The organism is Peribacillus sp. NPDC006672 (assembly GCF_050274955.1).
Lineage (GTDB): Bacteria > Bacillota > Bacilli > Bacillales > DSM-1321 > Peribacillus.
In genome coordinates this window covers 140,574-160,566 of the sequence record NZ_JBNNOR010000003.1, presented here as the reverse complement: position 1 = coordinate 160,566, position 19,993 = coordinate 140,574, and the positions used below count along the sequence as shown (strand labels likewise).

14 protein-coding genes are annotated in these 19,993 nt (G+C 40.4%); 6 read left to right on the top strand and 8 right to left on the bottom strand.

Features of this window, described 5'->3' with window-relative positions:
- Nucleotides 1-580: 580 nt before the first annotated feature.
- Together ACQKKK_RS06680 and ACQKKK_RS06675 are read right to left on the bottom strand one after the other, a co-directional pair.
- Nucleotides 581-2,587: a penicillin-binding transpeptidase domain-containing protein gene (locus ACQKKK_RS06680; RefSeq protein ID WP_427615017.1), complete on the bottom strand. Its 2,007-nt coding sequence runs from the start codon at nucleotides 2,585-2,587 to the stop codon at nucleotides 581-583.
- A gap of 153 nt (nucleotides 2,588-2,740) precedes the next feature.
- Complete coding sequence (locus ACQKKK_RS06675) at nucleotides 2,741-4,180, bottom strand: hypothetical protein (protein ID WP_427615016.1); 1,440 nt, start codon at nucleotides 4,178-4,180, stop codon at nucleotides 2,741-2,743.
- A gap of 441 nt (nucleotides 4,181-4,621) precedes the next feature.
- Between ACQKKK_RS06675 and ACQKKK_RS06670 the strand changes: the two genes are divergently transcribed.
- Nucleotides 4,622-4,768, top strand: a complete 147-nt coding sequence (locus ACQKKK_RS06670; RefSeq protein ID WP_427615014.1) for a hypothetical protein — start codon at nucleotides 4,622-4,624, stop codon at nucleotides 4,766-4,768.
- Nucleotides 4,769-4,796: 28 nt separating this feature from the next.
- Here the strand turns inward: ACQKKK_RS06670 and ACQKKK_RS06665 are convergent, their stop codons facing one another.
- Nucleotides 4,797-5,114, bottom strand: coding sequence for a hypothetical protein (locus ACQKKK_RS06665; protein ID WP_427615013.1), 318 nt, complete (start codon nucleotides 5,112-5,114; stop codon nucleotides 4,797-4,799).
- A gap of 534 nt (nucleotides 5,115-5,648) precedes the next feature.
- On the opposite strand from ACQKKK_RS06665, the gene ACQKKK_RS06660 reads away from it, so the two are divergent.
- The 3 genes from ACQKKK_RS06660 to ACQKKK_RS06650 all read left to right on the top strand — a co-directional run bounded on the left by ACQKKK_RS06660 (nucleotide 5,649) and on the right by ACQKKK_RS06650 (nucleotide 11,703).
- A complete protein-coding gene (locus tag ACQKKK_RS06660) occupies nucleotides 5,649-6,542 on the top strand; it encodes a helix-turn-helix domain-containing protein (RefSeq protein ID WP_427615012.1) in 894 nt (297 codons plus the stop codon).
- Between the two features lie 570 nt (nucleotides 6,543-7,112).
- The gene (locus ACQKKK_RS06655; protein ID WP_427615011.1) at nucleotides 7,113-8,738 is read left to right on the top strand and encodes a hypothetical protein; all 1,626 of its coding nucleotides are present in this window, start codon (nucleotides 7,113-7,115) and stop codon (nucleotides 8,736-8,738) included.
- Nucleotides 8,731-11,703: a DEAD/DEAH box helicase gene (locus ACQKKK_RS06650; protein ID WP_427615010.1), complete on the top strand. Its 2,973-nt coding sequence runs from the start codon at nucleotides 8,731-8,733 to the stop codon at nucleotides 11,701-11,703. The genes ACQKKK_RS06655 and ACQKKK_RS06650 overlap by 8 nt, the downstream gene beginning before the upstream one ends.
- A gap of 117 nt (nucleotides 11,704-11,820) precedes the next feature.
- Here ACQKKK_RS06650 and ACQKKK_RS06645 read toward each other — a convergent pair whose 3' ends face one another.
- A complete protein-coding gene (locus tag ACQKKK_RS06645) occupies nucleotides 11,821-11,991 on the bottom strand; it encodes a hypothetical protein (RefSeq protein ID WP_427615009.1) in 171 nt (56 codons plus the stop codon).
- A gap of 211 nt (nucleotides 11,992-12,202) precedes the next feature.
- The gene (locus ACQKKK_RS06640; protein ID WP_427615008.1) at nucleotides 12,203-12,811 is read right to left on the bottom strand and encodes a LysE/ArgO family amino acid transporter; all 609 of its coding nucleotides are present in this window, start codon (nucleotides 12,809-12,811) and stop codon (nucleotides 12,203-12,205) included.
- A 125-nt stretch (nucleotides 12,812-12,936) separates the two neighbouring features.
- Here ACQKKK_RS06640 and ACQKKK_RS06635 point away from each other — a divergent pair, with 125 nt between their 5' ends.
- Together ACQKKK_RS06635 and ACQKKK_RS06630 are read left to right on the top strand one after the other, a co-directional pair.
- On the top strand, nucleotides 12,937-13,257 hold the full coding sequence (locus ACQKKK_RS06635) for a GntR family transcriptional regulator (RefSeq protein ID WP_427615007.1): 321 nt from the start codon (nucleotides 12,937-12,939) through the stop codon (nucleotides 13,255-13,257).
- An 80-nt stretch (nucleotides 13,258-13,337) separates the two neighbouring features.
- Nucleotides 13,338-14,381: a PLP-dependent aminotransferase family protein gene (locus tag ACQKKK_RS06630; protein WP_427615006.1), complete on the top strand. Its 1,044-nt coding sequence runs from the start codon at nucleotides 13,338-13,340 to the stop codon at nucleotides 14,379-14,381.
- Nucleotides 14,382-14,532: 151 nt separating this feature from the next.
- Here the strand turns inward: ACQKKK_RS06630 and ACQKKK_RS06625 are convergent, their stop codons facing one another.
- From ACQKKK_RS06625 to ACQKKK_RS06615, 3 genes are all read right to left on the bottom strand, one after another.
- Entirely contained in the window at nucleotides 14,533-14,946 is a 414-nt protein-coding gene (locus ACQKKK_RS06625) for a hypothetical protein (protein WP_427615004.1), read from the bottom strand.
- 197 nt (nucleotides 14,947-15,143) lie between these two features.
- Complete coding sequence (locus tag ACQKKK_RS06620) at nucleotides 15,144-18,878, bottom strand: S8 family serine peptidase (RefSeq protein ID WP_427615003.1); 3,735 nt, start codon at nucleotides 18,876-18,878, stop codon at nucleotides 15,144-15,146.
- A gap of 210 nt (nucleotides 18,879-19,088) precedes the next feature.
- The gene (locus ACQKKK_RS06615; protein WP_427615002.1) at nucleotides 19,089-19,991 is read right to left on the bottom strand and encodes an ABC transporter permease; all 903 of its coding nucleotides are present in this window, start codon (nucleotides 19,989-19,991) and stop codon (nucleotides 19,089-19,091) included.
- Nucleotides 19,992-19,993 lie beyond the last annotated feature (2 nt).

Sequence of the window (19,993 nt, the reverse complement as noted above, 5' to 3'; positions counted from 1 at the left end):
ATTAATAGGTAGATTTATTATACAATATTTCAGGTCTTTTGACGCCCCAAATAAACTGGATGGAAATGGAATTCACCTTATTAAATGCTTAGAGAGGGGCGGCTAAAATAATTGATTGCTTGTGAAATAGATATAAAAGGATTCAACTGCATAGAAGAAGGCAAAGTCACTTCTTTTTTCCTCTTACCTTCCTAATTTAATTACTTCAAATGCTGTAATTCATTGATTCTAATTGTAAAAGTAATATTAAACAAAAGAATTAACCTCTATAAAGAAAGAACGAAGAAGCCCTTTCTCAGAATTAGATAACCATCCTTTATGATTGATTAATATTAAGTTAGATACAAATCCCATTTACTAATTAGGTGCTAAGAGAGGATTTATTTTAGCGACATAGCAGGCTTGTACGTACAAAAATAGAATATTAATTAAAAGATTACATATGCAATACATATAATCATAAAATCCACTCGAATACAAATAAAGGGGTGATGGACTTTTCCCTCCAAGTAAAAAAGCTGGACATGGAAGAAACCATGTCCAACTTTTTTTTGGTAAATGCTCGATGCAAAATATTTCTTTACTTCAAATACTTCTTAAAAACCGGTTTCATATGATCGATGACTAAATGGCTGCCGCCACGTCCTTTTACATCTTCAACCATCCAGGCCATGAGAAGCTCTGGATCTTCTGTGTCCATGGCAACAAACCAGCCATTTTCCGTTCCGTCAGAATTTTTGGATGCCTTGATTTCAGCAGTTCCCGTTTTGGCTGCGATTTTGATGCCAAGATCATTTATTCCACGTGCGCTTCCCTTAGGATGTTCCACCACTTGTGTCAGCATCTTGGTAATCTGATTTGCTTGGTCAGCTGATATGACGTTTTCTTTCCATATTTTCTTTTCTGTTTTATCTCCAGCTATTAACGAAGGTGCCAGGATGTTTCCTTCATTCAAGAAAGCTGAATAGGTCATAGCGAGATGAAGCGTGCTCATTTGGACTTGCGCTTGACCATATCCAGCGTCTGCCAAGCGTCCTTCACTGTCGACCTTACCAATGCTCGATGCTTTGATCGGATAATCGTAGTTCAAAGCTTCATCAAATCCGAAAGCCTTGAGTCCACTTGTGAATTTTTCCTTTCCAAGCCCCAATGCTTTTTGAGCAAAGTAAATATTGTCTGAATAAATTAATGCCTTTTCCATATCGATTGGAACACCGGGGTCAGAAACCCTTGTAATGGAATGGTCTTTCCATGTCGATTTGGCCCACGTTCTCCCTTGGATATTAATCGCCTCATTCGGATCCACACCATTTTTCAAAGCGATTGCCGCAGTAATGGCCTTAATGGTTGAACCAGGTGCAAACGTCGAACTGAAGCGGTTTAGAAGCGGTTTTTTTGGATCTTCTTCAAGCGCTTTTTGTTCCGCTTTTGTTATCCCGAATATATATTTATTAGGATCGAATGACGGACTTGAAACTAGTGCAAGCGTTTCGCCGGTCTTCGGATCAAGTGCCGATGCTGATCCAGCTTCGTTCTTATATTCCTTAAAGATATCCTTTTGAAGCTCGGCGTCGATGGTCAATGTAATTGTTTCTCCCTCTTCAGCGGGCTTTTCAGCAATCACCTTCTCTTCGCCATCTTCTGTTTTAATAAAGATCTTACCGCCCGGTTTTCCTTTAAGGCGTCCTTCTAAAACTTCCTCAAGGCCGCGCTTGCCAATAACGTCACTTGCGGTATAGCCTTTTCCTTTCAATTTCTTCAGGTCTTCGGCCGATGCCTCGCCGACATATCCAATTAGATGGGCAGTAGCCTCTTTATATGGATATATGCGTTCTTCCGTATTATTGACCGATACCCCAGCAATGCTCAATAGCTTTTCCAAAGTTGCAGCATTATCACTTGACATTTTCTTGATAGGGACGAAATAGCTGGGCTTTACCCATGATTGTTTTAATTTCTGATTCACTTCGTCGGTGGACATATTGAGGATTCCAGCGACCTTTTTAACCGTTTCGGATTCGTTGGCCATTTTCTCTGGCACAATTCCTATTTCCGATACCGTTCCATTCATGGCAAGACCGTGTTCATGTCGATCGACAATTTCCCCGCGAATGGCTGGATACGATACTACCGATATCTTTTCACCGGCTTCCAACTGAGGGAATATATAACTTTCATCCCACTTGATGTACCAATTCTCTTCCTCACCTTCCCCTTCCTTGACAAGGGTCGCTTTATGGTCAGAGCTGACAGCACCCGCCATAGTGGACATTTCTACGGTATAAGCAAGGTTTACCTTTTCTCCATCTTTATGATCTTTTTCTTCTTTTGGCTGTTTATAATCCACCTTTAATTGGTCGACTTCTATGCCCTGATAGATTTTTTCATAACGCTTCGCAAATTCATCCGCACTGATTTCTTTCTTTGTCTCAGGTGACAGATACTCGTACATTTTCTTAAAATCCTGTTTATTCCAAAGCTTCGTGTATGCCGCAAAGCGATCTTCTGGACTTGGCTCATCCGAGCATCCGGCCAGGAACAATACGCTCATCAACAATAAGCTGGAAACTAAAACTAGTTTCTTCATGATTTCCTCCTAATGAATAGTTAGAATGATATACCTATAGTTTATCAAAATATTAGGGGAATGGGGGAATTTGTATGACCAATTTCTTCATTTTGCTAATTTACTATGTTTTTTCTAAAGCAAAAGTCCTGTACAAGTGTGCAGGACTCTTTACTAAAGCATTCTTTTTTTTCGGCTTTTCTTCTCTTGCAACCATTTTTTCAAGAAGAAAAAACCCATGACGCTCGAAATGATGAGACCGCTTGTCGTAACAATGACAGCTACCCATTCGTATAAGGTGTAATCCATATATGCTTTCCAAGGAAATTTCCCTTTCCAATCTTCAATATATAGATTCATTCCGAATATCCCGGAGATAACCGTATAAATCGTTAGTATTTGCAAAAGATAATTTCTGCTTTTCCCAGCCAGTTTATCCTGGTTTTGATAAAGGTAGGAAAGGGTCTCCTTCACTTCTTTATAGAGTGGAGCTATCCTGAAGGTTTCATCCGTTTTTTTGAATAACTCTTTTCCGATAGCCGTACTATTGACTTCAGTAAATAAATATTTTGAAGAAAACTCAGTGATCATGAAAATTAGCATTTCCGTGTCCGATTGATCTTTTTCCACGTCTATCTTGGAATTTTCATGAGCCAATTTGAGCAATACGATCTTATAATAGAAGAAAAGCAACACTGTATAAAAGTGCTGGCCATACATTTCGCTTGCCAGTTCCTGTTCCAGTTTACCTGTAGCTTTCGTGACACACGCAAAATGATTCATGCTTGTTACATAATAGGTTTCCTTGCCCCACCTGTCATATACCCTTTCCTGATAATACTTTTCAATATAATCAGGGTTTAGTGCCCCTACATATGGCTCTCCATCATTGTCATACCCGTTCAGCTCGCTGATCCGGAATAAGTCATTTTTAGAAATATCACGATTCCCAGGGAATGCGGTATAACTGATGACGTACATTCTTTCATCAATGAAGAAGGGCAAACTGCCAAAATAGGTCGGGTCAGCATGTTCCTCATCCATATATTCTTCCATTGGCGGCAATAGTTCATTAAAGATGAAATCCTCCACCTGTTCATACTGATTTTCCCGACAGCCGACTTTCGTTTTCTCTTCGTCATCAGCAATCGGTTCGAGAATTCGGAATGTATCTCCAAAATAGAGCACATCATTATAGGAAAGTCCTTCAGGTAACGTAACACGAAGATTCATCATGCCAATATGAAATGGGCATATAAAAATATCAATAGAGTTAATAATAAATGGGGTATTTAGATAGGGAGATTCGAAGGTACATTCAATATCCAGTTTTTTCGTAAAACGTCGCAAGCCTTCCTTCTGTTTTGCGTTACCTGGAAATAATATCGGTTCGATGTAAGGCATAAAATACTTTTCCAATTTACGGTGTGAAACTTTATGGCCACCGTAAAATTGATTTTGTTGTTCCATATCTTTCAAGTTCAAAAAAACGAAATTGTCCTCAAACAACTTTCCAACAAACTTTTCAATCATCTTTCCTTCAAGGGTAAACGGAAAGATGTATTGCTGGAAAGTTCGCTTCGTGGGATCATTCTTATTTACTTTCACATCCATAAAATATATTCCTCCGATTAAAATCCAGGTTTAATTCATCTTGTTTCTTATATTTACCCATGTTTATATAAACAAAACAAAACATATTATAGAAATAAAGCGGAAAAAAATCCCCCAAGCAAGTGCTCGGGGGCCATCGAAAAGAGTTCTCCAACTCTCTTCACTTTAGGGTACTAGAAACTGATGTTTCTAATGAAAAATCCGATATTCGGACCATTTTAACATTTATTTTCAGTATGATAAAACACGAAATCCTTCCATATTTGGGCTTTACGACTTATTATTCATTAATTAACCCGTATATGCAGTAGTTAACACATGAAAATATAACTATAGGAATAAACACAAGATCTCCTTACCGTTTAATCCATCCCTTTATCATGAAAATCACGTTTTAAATAATGGAAAAAGGGTAAATGAAAAAAGCAAAGGGGAGACATCATGAAAACCGATAGCAATAAGCAACACTTTAAATTTTTCGAAAGAACAAATAACACTAAACCAAGCGAAAGAAAACAAATGAGCGATTTCATCAAAAAAATGAAAATGAATGCTCAAAACTCTCATTTAAATGGTAAAAACTCATGACATATTGGATGTCATGAGTTTTTATCGTTTAAAATGCGATTTCATTTCCCTGAAGGTTATGACTCACACATTTTTTGATACCGATTACATTCAAAAAATGTTGAATTTTCTTCATGGAGGTTGCCTGATATTCATCTACAATGGAAAATTCTTTAATATAGGCGATTTTTTCTTGTATATCTGTATCTATATGATCATGGCTGTATTCTTTTTCATCTGACTTTTTGCAAGTGTACACCACGGCTTCACCAATTTTCCTGGTTGCCTCATCAAAATAAAAAGAAAACACAATGGCACATTCTTCATCGTAAAAAGAGGGTTGAACTTTCATATTAATATCAATCATTAACCTTACACCTCTCTCCGTTTTGTTATTTACACTATAACAAAATTAATAAAAGGAAATAGGCGTTCCAAACTACACTCACGTTTCTTCCACACCTACCAAATGGACCTTACACTCCCAATGCAAAGATAATTATAACTACAGGAATATGCACAAAAGAATAATCCATTGAAAAGAATAAAAAAAACATCTTCAAATGAAGATGTTGAATGAGTGGAAGCTTTATGCTGGTTTATATAAACCTGGAAGTTCGTAAAGGCCTGGTAATTCGGTTGGGGCAATAACGAAAGCAGCGATGATAAGAAAAGATACGACTAATGCTTTAGTACTTTTTTTCATAGGTCATTCCTCCTTTTCTTAAAAAAAATATTGGTTAAAATAGAAATAAATTCTATAGTTATATTTAACCACACTTCTTTAAACCATATATTTGGACTAAAGAATCTATTTAAACAGTTAAGGACATGCACATACAGCTTTCACCGATTTTTCATAACAAAATATAACTCTAGGCATATTTTAAGGAGAATCAAAATGGATTTTTTTGCAGTTGGACAAAAGATTAAAGAGCTACGTAAACAAATCGGACTTTCCCAAGAAGAGTTGGCATCCGGTATTTGTACACAAGCACAGATCAGTAAGATTGAAAAAGGCGATGTCTATCCATATGCATCCACTCTCTACTTAATTTCTCAACGTTTAGGCGTTGATGTAAACTATTTTTTCGATATTGGAATGACCCCTAGGCTGGATTACGTAGAGGAAGTGATTTATCAATTAAAAATAGCCAGAAGAACCCGAAATTATGAGGAAATGCAGCAAATTGTAAAGGCTGAGGAAAACAGCCCTCTCTTTCTTCAGAATAAAAAGAATCACCAATTGATTCTTTGGCACAAGGGGATATACGAATACGAAAAAAATAAAGATTTAGATAAAGCTATTGAATTTATTAATCAGGCCATCGCCATCACTCATACGACTGATAAAATTTATTCGGAACGGGAACTTGAAATTTTGAGTAGTGTGGGTGTAATGTATGTTGCCGAAGAACAATACGAAAATGCATTTGCCTTGTTAAGGAAAGCTTTAGATCACTTGAAAGCCCTGCCCTTTTTGACGGATAAAACGCTAAAGACACGTTTGTCCTATAATTTTTGCAGAGTGTTAACGCGCCTGGTCCGTTATGAGGAGTCCATTACCTGCTGCCAAGATGCCATAAAGTGGTGCCTCCAACATGATCAATTATATGCTTTAGCGGATTTACATTATCATTTAGGTTATAATTTTGAACTCGTAGGTAACTTTAATGAGGCAAAAGAGTACTTGGAAAAGTCAGCATTTCTCTTCACATTACAAAAAAACCATGCCTTTGCTACATTCATCAACAAAAAGTTGGACAGTTGGAAGAATGAAATGAAAATAAACTAATTCCATATATTAAAGCCATTCCCCACGGGAATGGCTATTCCCATTCACAAGGAATAATTGAATCTCTCACACATCAATTCCAAAACCTCTATTCTACATTTCAAATTCCAAGCCAAAATGAAGTATAATAAAGAGATGCTTCAAAAACCCATTTTAAAAAAAGGGTTCCGGCCCCTCATCACTTGGTTTCGTGAGTGTGAAGAGGATGAAGGATTCGTGGCATCGTTATCTTGAAGGCCTGTTTGGAAGGCTATATATCCGAACTGCTTATATTCAGGGGGATTTTTGACGATATTGACTTTTACAGGGTTTAAATGAATATACGGCTTGTGGCATTGAGGGTTTGTTCGATTAAATGGATGAAGACGTAAAGAGAACGGCCACAAAATAAGTCCAGCATGGTGCATATGATGGCTAAAAAAAGTCACTGTGACAATTGCTTGGATCTAATATATACATGTCAAATCCTCGGTTAACCGAGGTAATAATGCGGTTATTTAAGTACTGATAGTTCATGATCATACAAAATATAATTTTGGTTAACAGGGCTTGACCCTGAAGGAGGAGAGTATGGAGCGGGAGTTGTTGTTAGTTGGGGAAATGCTGGCGGAATTTTTGGATGCCGGGAATCCGGAAGATTCGGACGTGGTGAATCAAGGGCTCCAGTTATACCGTCAGGGGCTTGTTGATATTAAAGAAGAAGCGGCGGATACGATTGCGGCCGAGGTACAGGATGAGACTCGCTTTAAGTCAAGGTTGAATCTTCTCTTCCCTCAGGATGGAAGCTGTACATGTGATTCAAGGTTCATTTGCCGGCATCAAATGGCCGTTTTCTTTTCTGCGTATTCAGAAAACTCTAGTGTTTCCGAATGGCTGAGCGAATGGAAAGCACCAAAAAATACCACAACCGCCCAAGCACTGCAGCAAGTAAAACGGGCGAGTGAATTACTTAAACAGGCGGGGGAGAAATCCATCATCTTAGAAAAAAACTATCCTTCATGGAAACAATTCGTGAATGCAACCTTTGCGGAACATGTCGAGCCCCATATAGGCGAGCCTACTTATATGATTGAAAACCATATCCAAACATACTTTAAACGCCTTAGCTCTAAAGCTCCAATGGAAAGGGAATGGAAACTGCTTTATCATTTTGTTACGCAATTTTGTACGATGCAGCTGACACTGAGAATGATTCAGTTACATAAAAGTCAGTCGCAAACGATCCGGGTCTTTTATGCACTTGCCGTTGACCTAGCGGAAGAGCTGCATGAAACGGTGCAGCCGCTTAGCCGGCAAGCTAGGCCCTTCGCCTTTGATCCCTTCGTTTTCAGCATCAAGGAAGATGTATCTAAATTACTGGATGGAGTAGAAGGTCTAGAATATGAAAAGATCGATCTCTACCGGGAGATTTGGAGCTTCTTATTCTCCAGTTCCTCATGGCGTAAAGAGGAACTGGAACGAATCAAGAAAGAACTTCCTGAGAAGTATTTGGGCACGACTGAGAGGACGTCCTATTCCCTCGCAGCCATTCACCTTTCCCTTCTGGAGAATCAGGATAAACACGCAATTGAACTTCTCCATGAATTGAAGAAGGAAGCCTGTCCATACATTTTTTATTGGCTGAATCTCTTGTCTGAATCAGACAACCGGTCACGGGCCATTCCTTTCATTGAATTCATCATCGCTAATGTCCAGGAGTTCCTTGCCGATTTATCCGATTATTATCAGCGGGTAGATTTCGTAAGGACCTTTACGACTTTAATCAGCAGTTGCTGTTATAAATTAAAACGGACCGATTTGCTTGAGAAATTCTACAGGGCCACCCTTCCGCACAGCTATTGGAACTATGCAAATTTCCTTTTTGAACAAGGACAATATAAAAAATGGGTGGAGATGCATATTTACTCAGAAATCAGCATTGACTTAATCAGCAGTGAATCCATCAAAGAAGTGGTCTCTAAAGAACCGGAACTAATCCTGCCCCTCTATTACCATGCGGTCCAGGAAAAAGTTTCCTTAAAAAACCGGCCAGCCTATAAGCAAGCTGTCCGTTATTTAAAAAGGATGCGCACCATCTATAAAAAGACCAAAAAGGAAGACGTATTCGAACGTTATATACTGTATGTGGCCGATTCAACCAAACGGCTTCGCGCTTTCCAAGAAGAACTAAAAAGGGGTAAGCTTATCGATGTTTAATCCAGGGAAATTAAAAATCAAAATAGCGGCTCTCGAAAACGGATCCTACGCCCTTGGTGCCGTCAATGAAGAGAATGCCTTCCTCAACACGAATTATATACGCAGGTTGCTATTCAATTGGGATGACGCAAGTTTTTATGGAACTAAAATGTCTTCGGATATCATTGATGGAAATCCTGTATTCATTCTTGATGCTTGGGGACTTCTCAACTTTTTTGCGAAGGAAAGTTTCAACTCCTTCATAGAATGGGAATGGTCGGAGATATCCTCCCTTTGCCTGTCTGCTGCGCCTGTTCTTCATGAATCCATTGAAGCGGGGATCCCTGTACCGGATTTCACTAATCTTCAGTTGGACTCCATCGGCTGGAAACTGCCGGAAGAAGTAGAAGAGGAATTCGTCCCTTCCTTTTGGGAAGAAGAAGTATCTTTAGATCTCCCTTCACCAGAAGTGGAAACCAATCGTACTTTTATCGAGAAATGGTATAACGGTGCCGCTAATATGTATTTAAAGAACTACTCACCTATGCAGCATAAATGGAGTGAAGCCGTCGGGGCATTAAAGGATTCAAGACTTTCCCCCGAAGAATTGCAGGCCTTCTTTGACAAAGACAGCTGGCAGGAATGGCTTGGGACCCAGCCCGACCCCAAACCATTCACTATAGGCCTCCGTTTAACTGAGCCTCCGGATGGTAATGGGCCCTGGGTACTTGATGTTACCCTTCGTTCCAAAAGGGATGAGAACATTATCGAAACCTATACGGGAAAAAAACTGCCGCGCGGCTGGAATAAGTATGCAAGTGAAGTGGTGCGTGCTACGAAACGCTGGCAACTCGTCGTGCCATGGCTTGGAGAGAATGGACGTCTAAAAAGGGAGATTTCGGAAAAGGATGCATGGGAGTTCTTGACCGACGCAAGCGAAAAACTCCTGTTTCTTGGCGTCGAAATTCTCCTTCCATCCTGGTGGCTTGCCTTGAAGGAGTCCTCTTTGAAGGTTAAGGCGAAAGTGAAGAGCCAATCGAACCGCGGCCCTTCTTATGTCGGATTGAAAGCTTTAATGGACTTTGATTGGCGGTTCTCATTAAATGGCAAAGAGCTCACTGAGGCGGAGTTCGAGGAGCTCGTCGATGAAAAAAGGCGGCTTGTTTTCATCCGCGGCCAATGGGTCAAGCTTGACCCCGCTTTCATTAAACAAATTCAGGAACTGATGGAAACAGCTAATGAAAAAGGAATCCAACTTACTGACTTGCTGCAGCAGGAACTGTTGAACGGCGTAAATGAAGATGGCGATAGCGATTCTGAAAACGATGAAATGCTCCGAATTCAATTTGAATTGAACCAGGAGCTCCGTAAAATGGTTGGAAGACTCAGGGAAACCAAAAACATATCCATTCTGCCCGTCCCTAATGCACTTCAAGGCGATTTACGCCCCTATCAAAAACTGGGCATGAGCTGGCTCCTTTTTTTAAGGGAGCATGGCTTTGGTGCTTGTCTAGCTGACGATATGGGGCTTGGAAAAACAGTCCAGATGATAGCCTACCTACTTCATGTAAAAGAAAAAGAAGGAGCCAGTAAAGAGCTGCCTACTGCCCTTAGGGACGAACAAAAGAGTGAACCGATCATTGTCGATGAGGAAAGTAACTCCGAGAGCCGCGAAGAGGCTGAGGACAATACCGCTACATGCGAATCGGTCTCTGTACAATCGTCGCTCATCGTATGCCCAACATCTGTCCTAGGCAACTGGCAAAAGGAATTGGAGAAATTCGCACCAACACTAAAAGTTCACCTTCACTACGGGTCTAATCGGGCTAAAGGTGAAGCATTTGCTAAAATAGCAGGGGATCATGATATTGTCTTAACATCATATGGCCTAACCCACCAAGATACAGCTGAACTATCCTCCATCCATTGGAGCAGCGTGATCCTTGATGAAGCACAAAACATCAAGAATGCCCAAACAAAGCAATCTAAAGCGGTCCGCAAGCTAAATGGCAGGCATCATATTGCCTTATCGGGTACGCCAATGGAAAACCGTTTAAGTGAGCTATGGGCGATTTTCGATTTCATAAATAAAGGGTATCTTGGAACGCTAGGACAGTTTCAGGAAAAATATGTGGCAACCATTGAACGTGATGAACAGAAGGATAAAATCAAAGAATTACAGCGTTTAATACAGCCATTTTTGCTCCGCCGTACAAAACGCGATAAAGAAGTCGCCCTTAATCTGCCGGATAAGCAAGAACAAAAGGAATTCGTACCGCTTACCACCGAGCAAGCATCGTTGTATGAACAACTGATCAAAGATACATTCACTGATATCGAACAACTGTCGGCCTTCGAAAGAAAAGGCATCATCCTGCAGATGCTGAATAAGCTAAAGCAACTTTGCAATCACCCGGCTCTTTACTTAAAAGAGATGGAAAAGGAAAACATCATGAAGGCACCTAACCGTTCTGGCAAACTCGAGAAGCTGACTGAGCTTGTCGATGCTGTCCGCGAACAGGATGAAAGCTGTCTCATTTTCACTCAATATATTGGTATGGGCAATATGATGAAGGAATTGTTGGAAAAACGGTATGGCTTTGAAGTGCCATTTCTGAACGGGAGTGCGAACAAGAAGCAGCGTGATGATATGATCACTCGATTCCAGGATGGGGAGTTCCCTGTCTTTATCCTGTCGTTGAAAGCAGGCGGCACGGGGCTGAATCTAACAGAAGCAAACCACGTGATTCACTATGATCGCTGGTGGAACCCAGCTGTTGAAAATCAAGCAACCGACCGTGCATATCGAATTGGACAACAGCGTTTCGTTCATGTTCATAAGCTAATATGCACAGGGACACTGGAAGAAAAAATTGACCAGATGCTTGACAAAAAGCAAGCCCTGAACGACGAGATCATCAGCAGTGACAACTGGATCACCGAACTTTCCACAGAGGAAATCAAGGACTTGGTTGCACTTCAATAATGTTCTCACACTCAAAAATCCGCTCTCACGATACAAAGTTGAATGAGGGCATGTTAGCTTATCAAGGCATAAAAAAATACAGGAGAATACATATTCGATATGTATTCTCCTTTTTATTCAAAAATCACCGGTTAATGCTGCAAAAATGACCTCAATTACTTCATATTTTTCAAACTTTGAAAACCTTTCATAGCTGGCTGGACTGGTATATAACTTTCCCTGTCCGCCAATACTTAAGTAGCATCCACCATCGCCTCTCTGTACCACAACTTCTTTCTGTAAATACATTTAAATTCCCGTAAAAGTTCAGATCTATGCTCACAAGAAGCAAAGCAAACAGGTCAAATCCATCCGAAAGCCTTCAAACATGACATTAAATGATACTTTTCTCCACTAGTGCCTCTGCAATCTGGAGCACATGAACATGCATAGTTTTAACTGCAAATAAGTAATTTTCCCGGGTAGTCAAGTTCGAATTCAGATGCCATTTTTTTCTGTTTCAAAAAATCGATTTAACCATATAAAGAGCCGTAATCCAGATGATGATTGCAGAGATTTTATTTAATATTCCAAGGAATTTGCCTGATGTATCAACCTTTTTCAGCAATCTTCCCGCAAAACATAATCCATGGAACCAGCACCATGACACAACGATGCATGTCCCCGTGAAAATCACTTTATCCGTTCCTGAATAAACAAGTGAGCTCGAACCGATTACACCTATCGTATCCAAGATTGCATGTGGATTCAGTAATGATACTGATAAGGCAAATACAATTTGTTTTTTTGTGGACATTTGCATAGTTTGAGCGTCTGACCGTGGTTTCGTTTTGGCAGACCAAATTTGAAAACCCATATACAATAAAAAAATAACTCCGATTATGATTAATGTAAGACGCAACCAATCATATTGCATGACAATCAACGAAACACCCAAAATAGCTAACAGAATGAGCACTGTATCACAAATGGCAGCTGTGATTGTTGCAGGCAATGCCTTTTTTAAGGTCGGTTGGATTGCACCTTGATTAAAAATAAATACATTTTGCACTCCTAATGGAAGTATCAGTCCCAATGCCAATAATAATCCATGAAAAAATGGTCCCATACGAATACTTCCCTCCATTCACATTCAGTATAATGAAAAAGACAAAGGAATTGACCCTCCATTTGGTTGGTATTCAACCCAACCAATTTATAATGAATATAGAACATGAAAGGGGTGGTTTTCGTATGTTTATCGAATGGAGGCCAAACCGGCCGTCGAACATCTCACTACACCAACAAATAGTAGATTGGATGAAACAACAAATTACACAAGGGGAATGGCCGGTTGCGACCAAGCTTCCATCACAACGCTCATTGGCCGATTCTTTTGGCGTAAACCGAAGTACCATCATTACAGCTATGGATGAGTTGATTGCTGACGGACTATTAGAACTAGGGTTGGATCTGGCACATTCGTTTCGAATAACACATGGAATGTGCTCGTCTCCAGCAAACAGCCCGACTGGAAAAACTATGTCCGGAATGGCCTTCATGAACCTAATTTAAAAACGATTCAGGACATTAATCAGCATGAAACGAACCCTGCCATCATCAGATTAGGCACGGGCGAACTCTCTCCATCTCTATTGCCTACAAAAAAAATCGAAAAGTCTTTGCAATCCACTTCTTTTGATGCCTACTCATTAGGTTATTCTGAACCCAAGGGTGATAAGAGGCTTCGCCAAAGTATAAGTGTTTATTTAGAAACAAAAGGAATCAACGCTAGCCCCGGCTCCCTCATGATCGTTTCTGGCGGGCTTCAAGCACTCCAGTTGATCTCAGTTGGTTTACTTCAAAAGGGATCAATGGTTTTACATGAATCCCCTTCCTATTTAAATTCTGTTCATCCTTTTCAATCTGCGGGGATGCACTTAGTAGGTTTATCAAAACAAGGACGGGAAAGTATTCCGACCCAAATAAAGCGCATCAATGGAAGGAAGAAAGCGTCACTGTTTTATACTGTTCCAACGTTTAACAATCCAACCAATACTACCTGGACTAAAGAAGAAAGACTAAACCTCTTATCCATATGCAAAAAAGAACAGATTCCAATTATTGAAGATGACGTATATAGTGACTTGTGGTTTGAAAAGGAACCGCCGCTGCCTATAAAATCCCTTGATACAGATGGCCTTGTATTGCACATTGGCAGTATGTCCAAAACATTAAGCCCCGGTTTGCGCATCGGATGGATTGCTGGTCCAATAACTGTGATTGAACGTTTAGCAGATATTAAAATGCAAATGGATTACGGTTCCAGTGCACTTTCTCAACACCTTGTCGCAGAATGGTTAGAAAGTGATCAATATACAAAGCATTTAGAGTGGCTAAGGCATCAGTTGATAATACGTAGAGATATTACATTATCTCTTCTCAATCGATATTTTAAGGGACTGGCAGAATGGCAAATACCTCAAGGCGGATTTTATATATGGTTAAAGTTATGTAAACCAATTGTGAATCAAAACCTTTTCAAGCAAGCGATAAAGGAGAACATACTCCTTAATCCGGGGTACATATATGAACCAAATAACAATACACATCTACGGCTTTCATATTCTTACTCCTCAGAGGAACAATTAGCTTATGGTATCCACACCCTCTCAAAGGTCATTCGGCGGTTGATTTAATACATGACCTCATCGTGTTGAGACATTAATGGAGCTGCCTTGGCAGCCCCATTTTTATTGAACTGAACAATCTACATGCAGTGGGTAAAGGAGCTTGTCGAATTACGTTTCACTTAGCGAAAGTCACCTGCCTATGAAAGGTAAGAGGATATCACGGGGTAGCGGCCTCCCTTTTTACATTCCACTCTTTTGGTTGGACGATGAAAAAAGAATGGTGATTTCCATGATTGATCATAATATGATCGAGGATTGCGGTAAGCGCCTCACCCTTATTCTGATATTCATCTGAACTTTCCTCAATGGTGATTTTTTCTTGGTGGGGATCATAATTAATAGATGTTTTAGCACTCTTTTCAAAAAAGGAAAGGGTGACCTCCTGACATAGAGGATAATCCTGATAGGGTGAATCTGAGCGGGGTTCCTTTTCAAATGGAGAATTGACGTGCTGAAGTGCATCAAAAAAACTCGGTTTTGTAAGATTTGGCCTGTGGCTTCCTATTTCTTCAAATTTCACTGTAATTCCACGACTATATACCTTTTTACTCGATTTCTTCTTATAATTCATAGACACCCTCCTTTTTATGATTCTTTATACCTATTCCTTTATCTTTCACCAAATACCTGCTAGATAATAAAAATACTTCCTCACTAATAGATTTCCATATTAGCACAGTGAAAACACAAAAAATTACTCCTAAAGAATTATACTTAAAATCCATAATCCGGAAAAAAAGCCCTCTTGGATAAGAGGGCTGACTTTCATTATTTTTTTGCTTTATTGATGTTAAAGGATTTCTTCGATTCATTTCCTGCAAGATCGGTCACCTTAAATTCAAACTTGTTGTTGCCTGATTTAAGCGGCAGTTCCAAATCCTCTATTTTCTTCTTATAGGCACGCATTTTATATGGTTCCTTAAATTCATTATAGAAAACTTCGCTTCCGTTCAGATAAAGGCGGATTTCATCGAAATTATCTTCTACCGTCACATCCACTTTTGGATTTTTGTCTTTGACTCCCACAGTTGCCGGTACACCGTTAACTATTAAACCTGGTTTTGTTGCATCGACCATAATCGTCCGTTTAAAGGAAACCGTGTTATCCCAGTTGTCCGTTGCTTTAACCGTAAAGTTTTGGACGCCATCTTCAAACTTCTTTTCATAAGTGAATTCATATTTATTATTCGTTTTGTTATACGTTACAGGGACCGTTTTATCATCGATTTTAAATTCTTTTATTTCCGACGCTTCTTCAATATCTCCTGTTATTTTAATTTTATTTTTATTGTTCACGCTTAAGGCTTCAGGACTTTTAATCTTTACAGCTGGTGCATCATTATCGATTGGAGCTGAATCATTGGCTAATTCAGTTTCAGCCGTTTTTTCATTACCTGCATAGTCAATTGCCACTACCTGAACCTTTTCCCCTTTTACATCAGGTAGAGTGAATTGTTTCGCATTCGCCGGAAGCGGCTCTTCCATGATGGATGCTCCATCAACTTGTACATCGTAATAGGCAAGTCCTGAACCATTCAAATTATCTTTACCTTGGATAGTTAATACATTGCCTTTTTTCGAAATCTTGACTGTCGGCTTTACCGTATCGATTTTGATAGGCATTTTAAACGTCTGCCATTTTGCACCCTCATAATCTATCATCGCTTTAATTTCATAATAATAGACCCCATCCTTAGCGAGTGCATTATTGATTTTCCCGTCCCATTTATGGGCTGGATTAATTGAGTATGCGGTCCCTTTTCCTCCATCATAATAGTCCTTACGCACATTATTCTCCGTGCGAATTTTCCGGACTGGTGTGTTCTCACCATCCAATATATTAAACTCTACTTTTTTTGCATTTCTCAAGAATGATAGGACCGGCACGAAGTCATCCTGTGCTCCATCGCCATTGGGGGAAATCGCAATATTTTTGCCATTAAATGTTTTTCCTGCAGGGTCATAGCCAAGATAAGTGAAATCTTTCCCTGCTGTCGATACTCCTCCTGCCCTGCCATAGAAAGACTCTTTATCATATATAGTGCCATCCAGGATCGGCGCCTTGTCCCACTCCCCTTTAAACCCTACATACGGTACATGCAGTTCCGGATGAGTGTCAGCTGGATCCTTCAATGAAATGAACCCTTCAACAAAATATCCATTTGGGAAGACCTTGTCAATGTCTACAAGAGTCTGAAGGTCATCGCCAAGCACCTTTGCATTGGATATGTCCACTTTCACTTCGAATGTAACAGATTTTTTTGCAGGTACCGTAATCTTATTTGTATTTTTATTATTGATTTTAATTGAAGCGTCCTTAATTTCCTGTGCTTCTAACTGGTCAGCGGAATAACCCAGTTGTCCCTGGATTGCATAGTCTGTTTGGATATTTCCTTTTACATCATATTTGACTGCTTTGTTGCTGAAGTTTTCAACCTTTAAAGTAAACGCGAACTTATTGCCGATCTCCTTCATTGCAACCTTCGCTTCTTTCGTGAATGCCTCCGTCACGACAGCTGGTGTGGACAATGCGGATTGCAGCTGCATGACTCCAGCTCCTTGTCTGCGAGGCGAGTAAGGGTTTTCCCAGTCAAGGGCCTTATTGACGACACCCTGATCCGTTAATGGTTTTGAAGTATTCATCATTAGGTTCTTAGCCAAATTTGCCCGGGCAAATCCATCCAATTTAAAGTCTTTATCTACTCTTTCAAGAACCAGTGCAGAGCCGCCGGAAACATGTGGTGCAGCCATCGAAGTACCGCTCATCATACCATATTCATCATTGTTCAACGTCGAATAAATTTGTCCGCCTGGAGCAGTGATTTCTGGTTTGAAGTCCAGGTTCGGTGCGACTCCCCATGAACTGAATGAGCTCATTTTTCCTGCTTCTGGATTTACAGCTTTTGTTTTATCACCATTAAAGGTAATCTTCACCTTTTCTCCATCCATTAAGGCCGTTTTCAGCTTTGCACCATCCGATTTCAACATAAACAGCTGCGGAATGGTGATGCTTGGATCTGTAGCCATGGAGATATATCCGTCAGCATTATTGTAAATAATTATGCCAGCCGCTCCTGCTGCCTGGGCATTTTGCGCTTTTTCTATAAAAGAAAGCGTGCCGCGCTCGATGAGGGCGAATTTGCCTTTTACATCCACTTTGGAAAGCTCCCCTGGCGTCCCAAGGCCTGCAGCGACCAAGTCATATGTTTTTTCCTTTAATGCATTGGGATGTACGCTTGAGGCCGACATGAACGGCGCTTTTCCTGCTTGCCCGTTTATATCATAAGTCGCCGCATCCAAATCCATATAGTTATTCTCGACCGATGCAACTTGTACCGAATCATAAGCAAGTCCAGGTGAACCTGAAACGCCAATATCCGGGTTCGAGGCTGATGGGTTTGCAAATCCATTTCCAAAGTGAGCCGAGTTTCCTGCTGAAATCGACATAAGAATCCCATTATCAACAGCTCTAGATACCGCCTGCTGCTCAGGATCTTCTGCTGATACAAAACCTGCAGTGGAACCAAGGCTCATATTCAGCACATCTGCCCCAAGAATGATTGCATCGTCAATTGCCTTAATATATATATCGCCCCAAGTTGTTTGCATGGCGGGATCATTCCCGAAGACCTTCAAAGCAAGCAGCTGGGCTTCAGGAGCAACCCCTTTAATGCCGCCATTCTTTTCATCCCCATTGGCGCCAGCGGTTCCTGCTACATGCATTCCATGCATGGAGGCCCCTTCACCAAGGTCAAGGATTTCTTCATTTTCATCCATGTAATTGTATCCATAAGGTACCTTCGCCGTATAATAGTTGCCTAATAGATGGCTAGATTCCTTCATTCCGCTAATTTCACTTTCAGTCAGTTCTGCCTTATTCTCGTCGTTTAGGACCATATCACGGTGAGATGGGTCGATTCCAGTATCGATAATCCCGACGACCATCCCTTCACCTTTATATCCATATTCCCGCCAAGCTTCCTGGGCTTGGACAAGTTCTTTACTATAAAGCATCTCGGGTTTTTCTACAGGACGTTCATATTCATTCGCTATATGTACCTCAGCAACTTCAGGCATGGCTTCCACCTTTTTGATTTCACCATACTGAAGTTCACCACTGAACCCATTGACGACTGTCGTAAAGCTTTCAAGTTCCTTGAAAGCTATTTTTTTCGCTTTCACCTTATTTTTCAATTTCTTCTGGTTAGCCAGCTTTTCAGACTTTAATTGTTGTTTCTTACTTTTCGATAACTGTTTAAATAGCTTGCCTTCTTTGGAAGCTATTTCTATCGCAGGCGCTTCCTTCATCTCTACGATGACCCTGACCTTCTCGTTACTTTTATAATTCTTTCCCATATCGTTTTTCTTCAACTTCAGGATACTCTTTTGATTTTTCTTCCCTTCACCAGAGCCGCTCGGTGAATTCGGAAGCTCGGCTGCGGAAACGCTTGCAGTAAATACTAATAGAAAGATGGCTAGAATGGACAAGCTACGTTTAATCAATGAACTTTTCCTCCTCTTAAAATAATGAATATTTGGAATTTTCTTACTGAGTATAAAAGTATCACAACTTTTGGGGTGATTTTAAGAGATAATAGTCACTATTTTCCTATTTAAAACTAGGATATTGTCATTATTTTTCATATTTTAATAGATTTACAAGATAATCGACAAAAAGATGGTGATGTTAAAACTAACATCACCCATTTATTTCTAATTTTTCATTCTTGGATCCAAAGCATCGCGCAGGCCGTCACCCATTAAGTTAAAGCCGAGAACAGTTAGCATAATCGCAAGACCAGGAAACAGCACCGTCCATGGTGCCTGAATGATAAATGACCTCGAATCGGCTAGCATTTTCCCCCACTCTGGTGCTGGCGGTTGAGCACCGAGACCAAGGAACCCGAGTGCTGCACACTCAATGATAGCAGTGGCAATCGCCAAAGTACCTTGAACGATGATCGGTGCAAGGCTGTTCGGAAGGACGTGGTGAAGTAGAATCCTGCCATCCCCCATTCCTATTGCCTTGGCAGCTGTTACATATTCCTCTTCTTTCACCGTTAGAACTCTTGAACGTAAAAGCCTCCCGAATATCGGGACGTTGACGATGGCAATGGCAATGAGTGCATTGCGAAGAGAAGGCCCCAAAACGGCTACTACGGCAATGGCTAGCAATATACTCGGAAATGCCAGAATGATGTCAAAGACCCTCGATATGATTGTATCTATCCACTTACCGTAATACCCGGCAATGATTCCAAAAAAAGATCCAACCACGACAGACCCTGCTACAGATAAAAAGCCGACTGCTATTGATATGCGCGCGCCATAAATGACCCTACTCAAAATATCACGGCCAAATTCATCCGTTCCAAACCAGTGTTCCGCAGATGGTGCCAAATGTTTGTCACTTAACTTTTGCCCTTCAAATGAATAGGGTGCTATAAGCGGCGCGAAGATGGCGATTAAAATGAAAAATAAAACAATCCCCATACCAACAAGGGCTACCTTATTTTTCTTAAAGCTTTTCCATCCTTCCTTCCAGGGAGAGATGACCTTTTCCTCTGTTTCTTTAGGAGGAAGGATTGGCGATGTATTCGTTGCAATTTCAGGCATGA

Bases quoted from the DNA above. Each gene is read 5' to 3' on its own strand.
- ACQKKK_RS06680 (WP_427615017.1), bottom strand. From the start codon at position 2,587: ATGAAGAAACTAGTTTTAGTTTCCAGCTTATTGTTGATGAGCGTATTG.
- ACQKKK_RS06675 (WP_427615016.1), bottom strand. From the start codon at position 4,180: ATGGATGTGAAAGTAAATAAGAATGATCCCACGAAGCGAACTTTCCAG.
- ACQKKK_RS06670 (WP_427615014.1), top strand. From the start codon at position 4,622: ATGAAAACCGATAGCAATAAGCAACACTTTAAATTTTTCGAAAGAACA.
- ACQKKK_RS06665 (WP_427615013.1), bottom strand. From the start codon at position 5,114: ATGATTGATATTAATATGAAAGTTCAACCCTCTTTTTACGATGAAGAA.
- ACQKKK_RS06660 (WP_427615012.1), top strand. From the start codon at position 5,649: ATGGATTTTTTTGCAGTTGGACAAAAGATTAAAGAGCTACGTAAACAA.
- ACQKKK_RS06655 (WP_427615011.1), top strand. From the start codon at position 7,113: ATGGAGCGGGAGTTGTTGTTAGTTGGGGAAATGCTGGCGGAATTTTTG.
- ACQKKK_RS06650 (WP_427615010.1), top strand. From the start codon at position 8,731: ATGTTTAATCCAGGGAAATTAAAAATCAAAATAGCGGCTCTCGAAAAC.
- ACQKKK_RS06645 (WP_427615009.1), bottom strand. From the start codon at position 11,991: ATGTATTTACAGAAAGAAGTTGTGGTACAGAGAGGCGATGGTGGATGC.
- ACQKKK_RS06640 (WP_427615008.1), bottom strand. From the start codon at position 12,811: ATGGGACCATTTTTTCATGGATTATTATTGGCATTGGGACTGATACTT.
- ACQKKK_RS06635 (WP_427615007.1), top strand. From the start codon at position 12,937: ATGTTTATCGAATGGAGGCCAAACCGGCCGTCGAACATCTCACTACAC.
- ACQKKK_RS06625 (WP_427615004.1), bottom strand. From the start codon at position 14,946: ATGAATTATAAGAAGAAATCGAGTAAAAAGGTATATAGTCGTGGAATT.
- ACQKKK_RS06615 (WP_427615002.1), bottom strand. From the start codon at position 19,991: ATGCCTGAAATTGCAACGAATACATCGCCAATCCTTCCTCCTAAAGAA.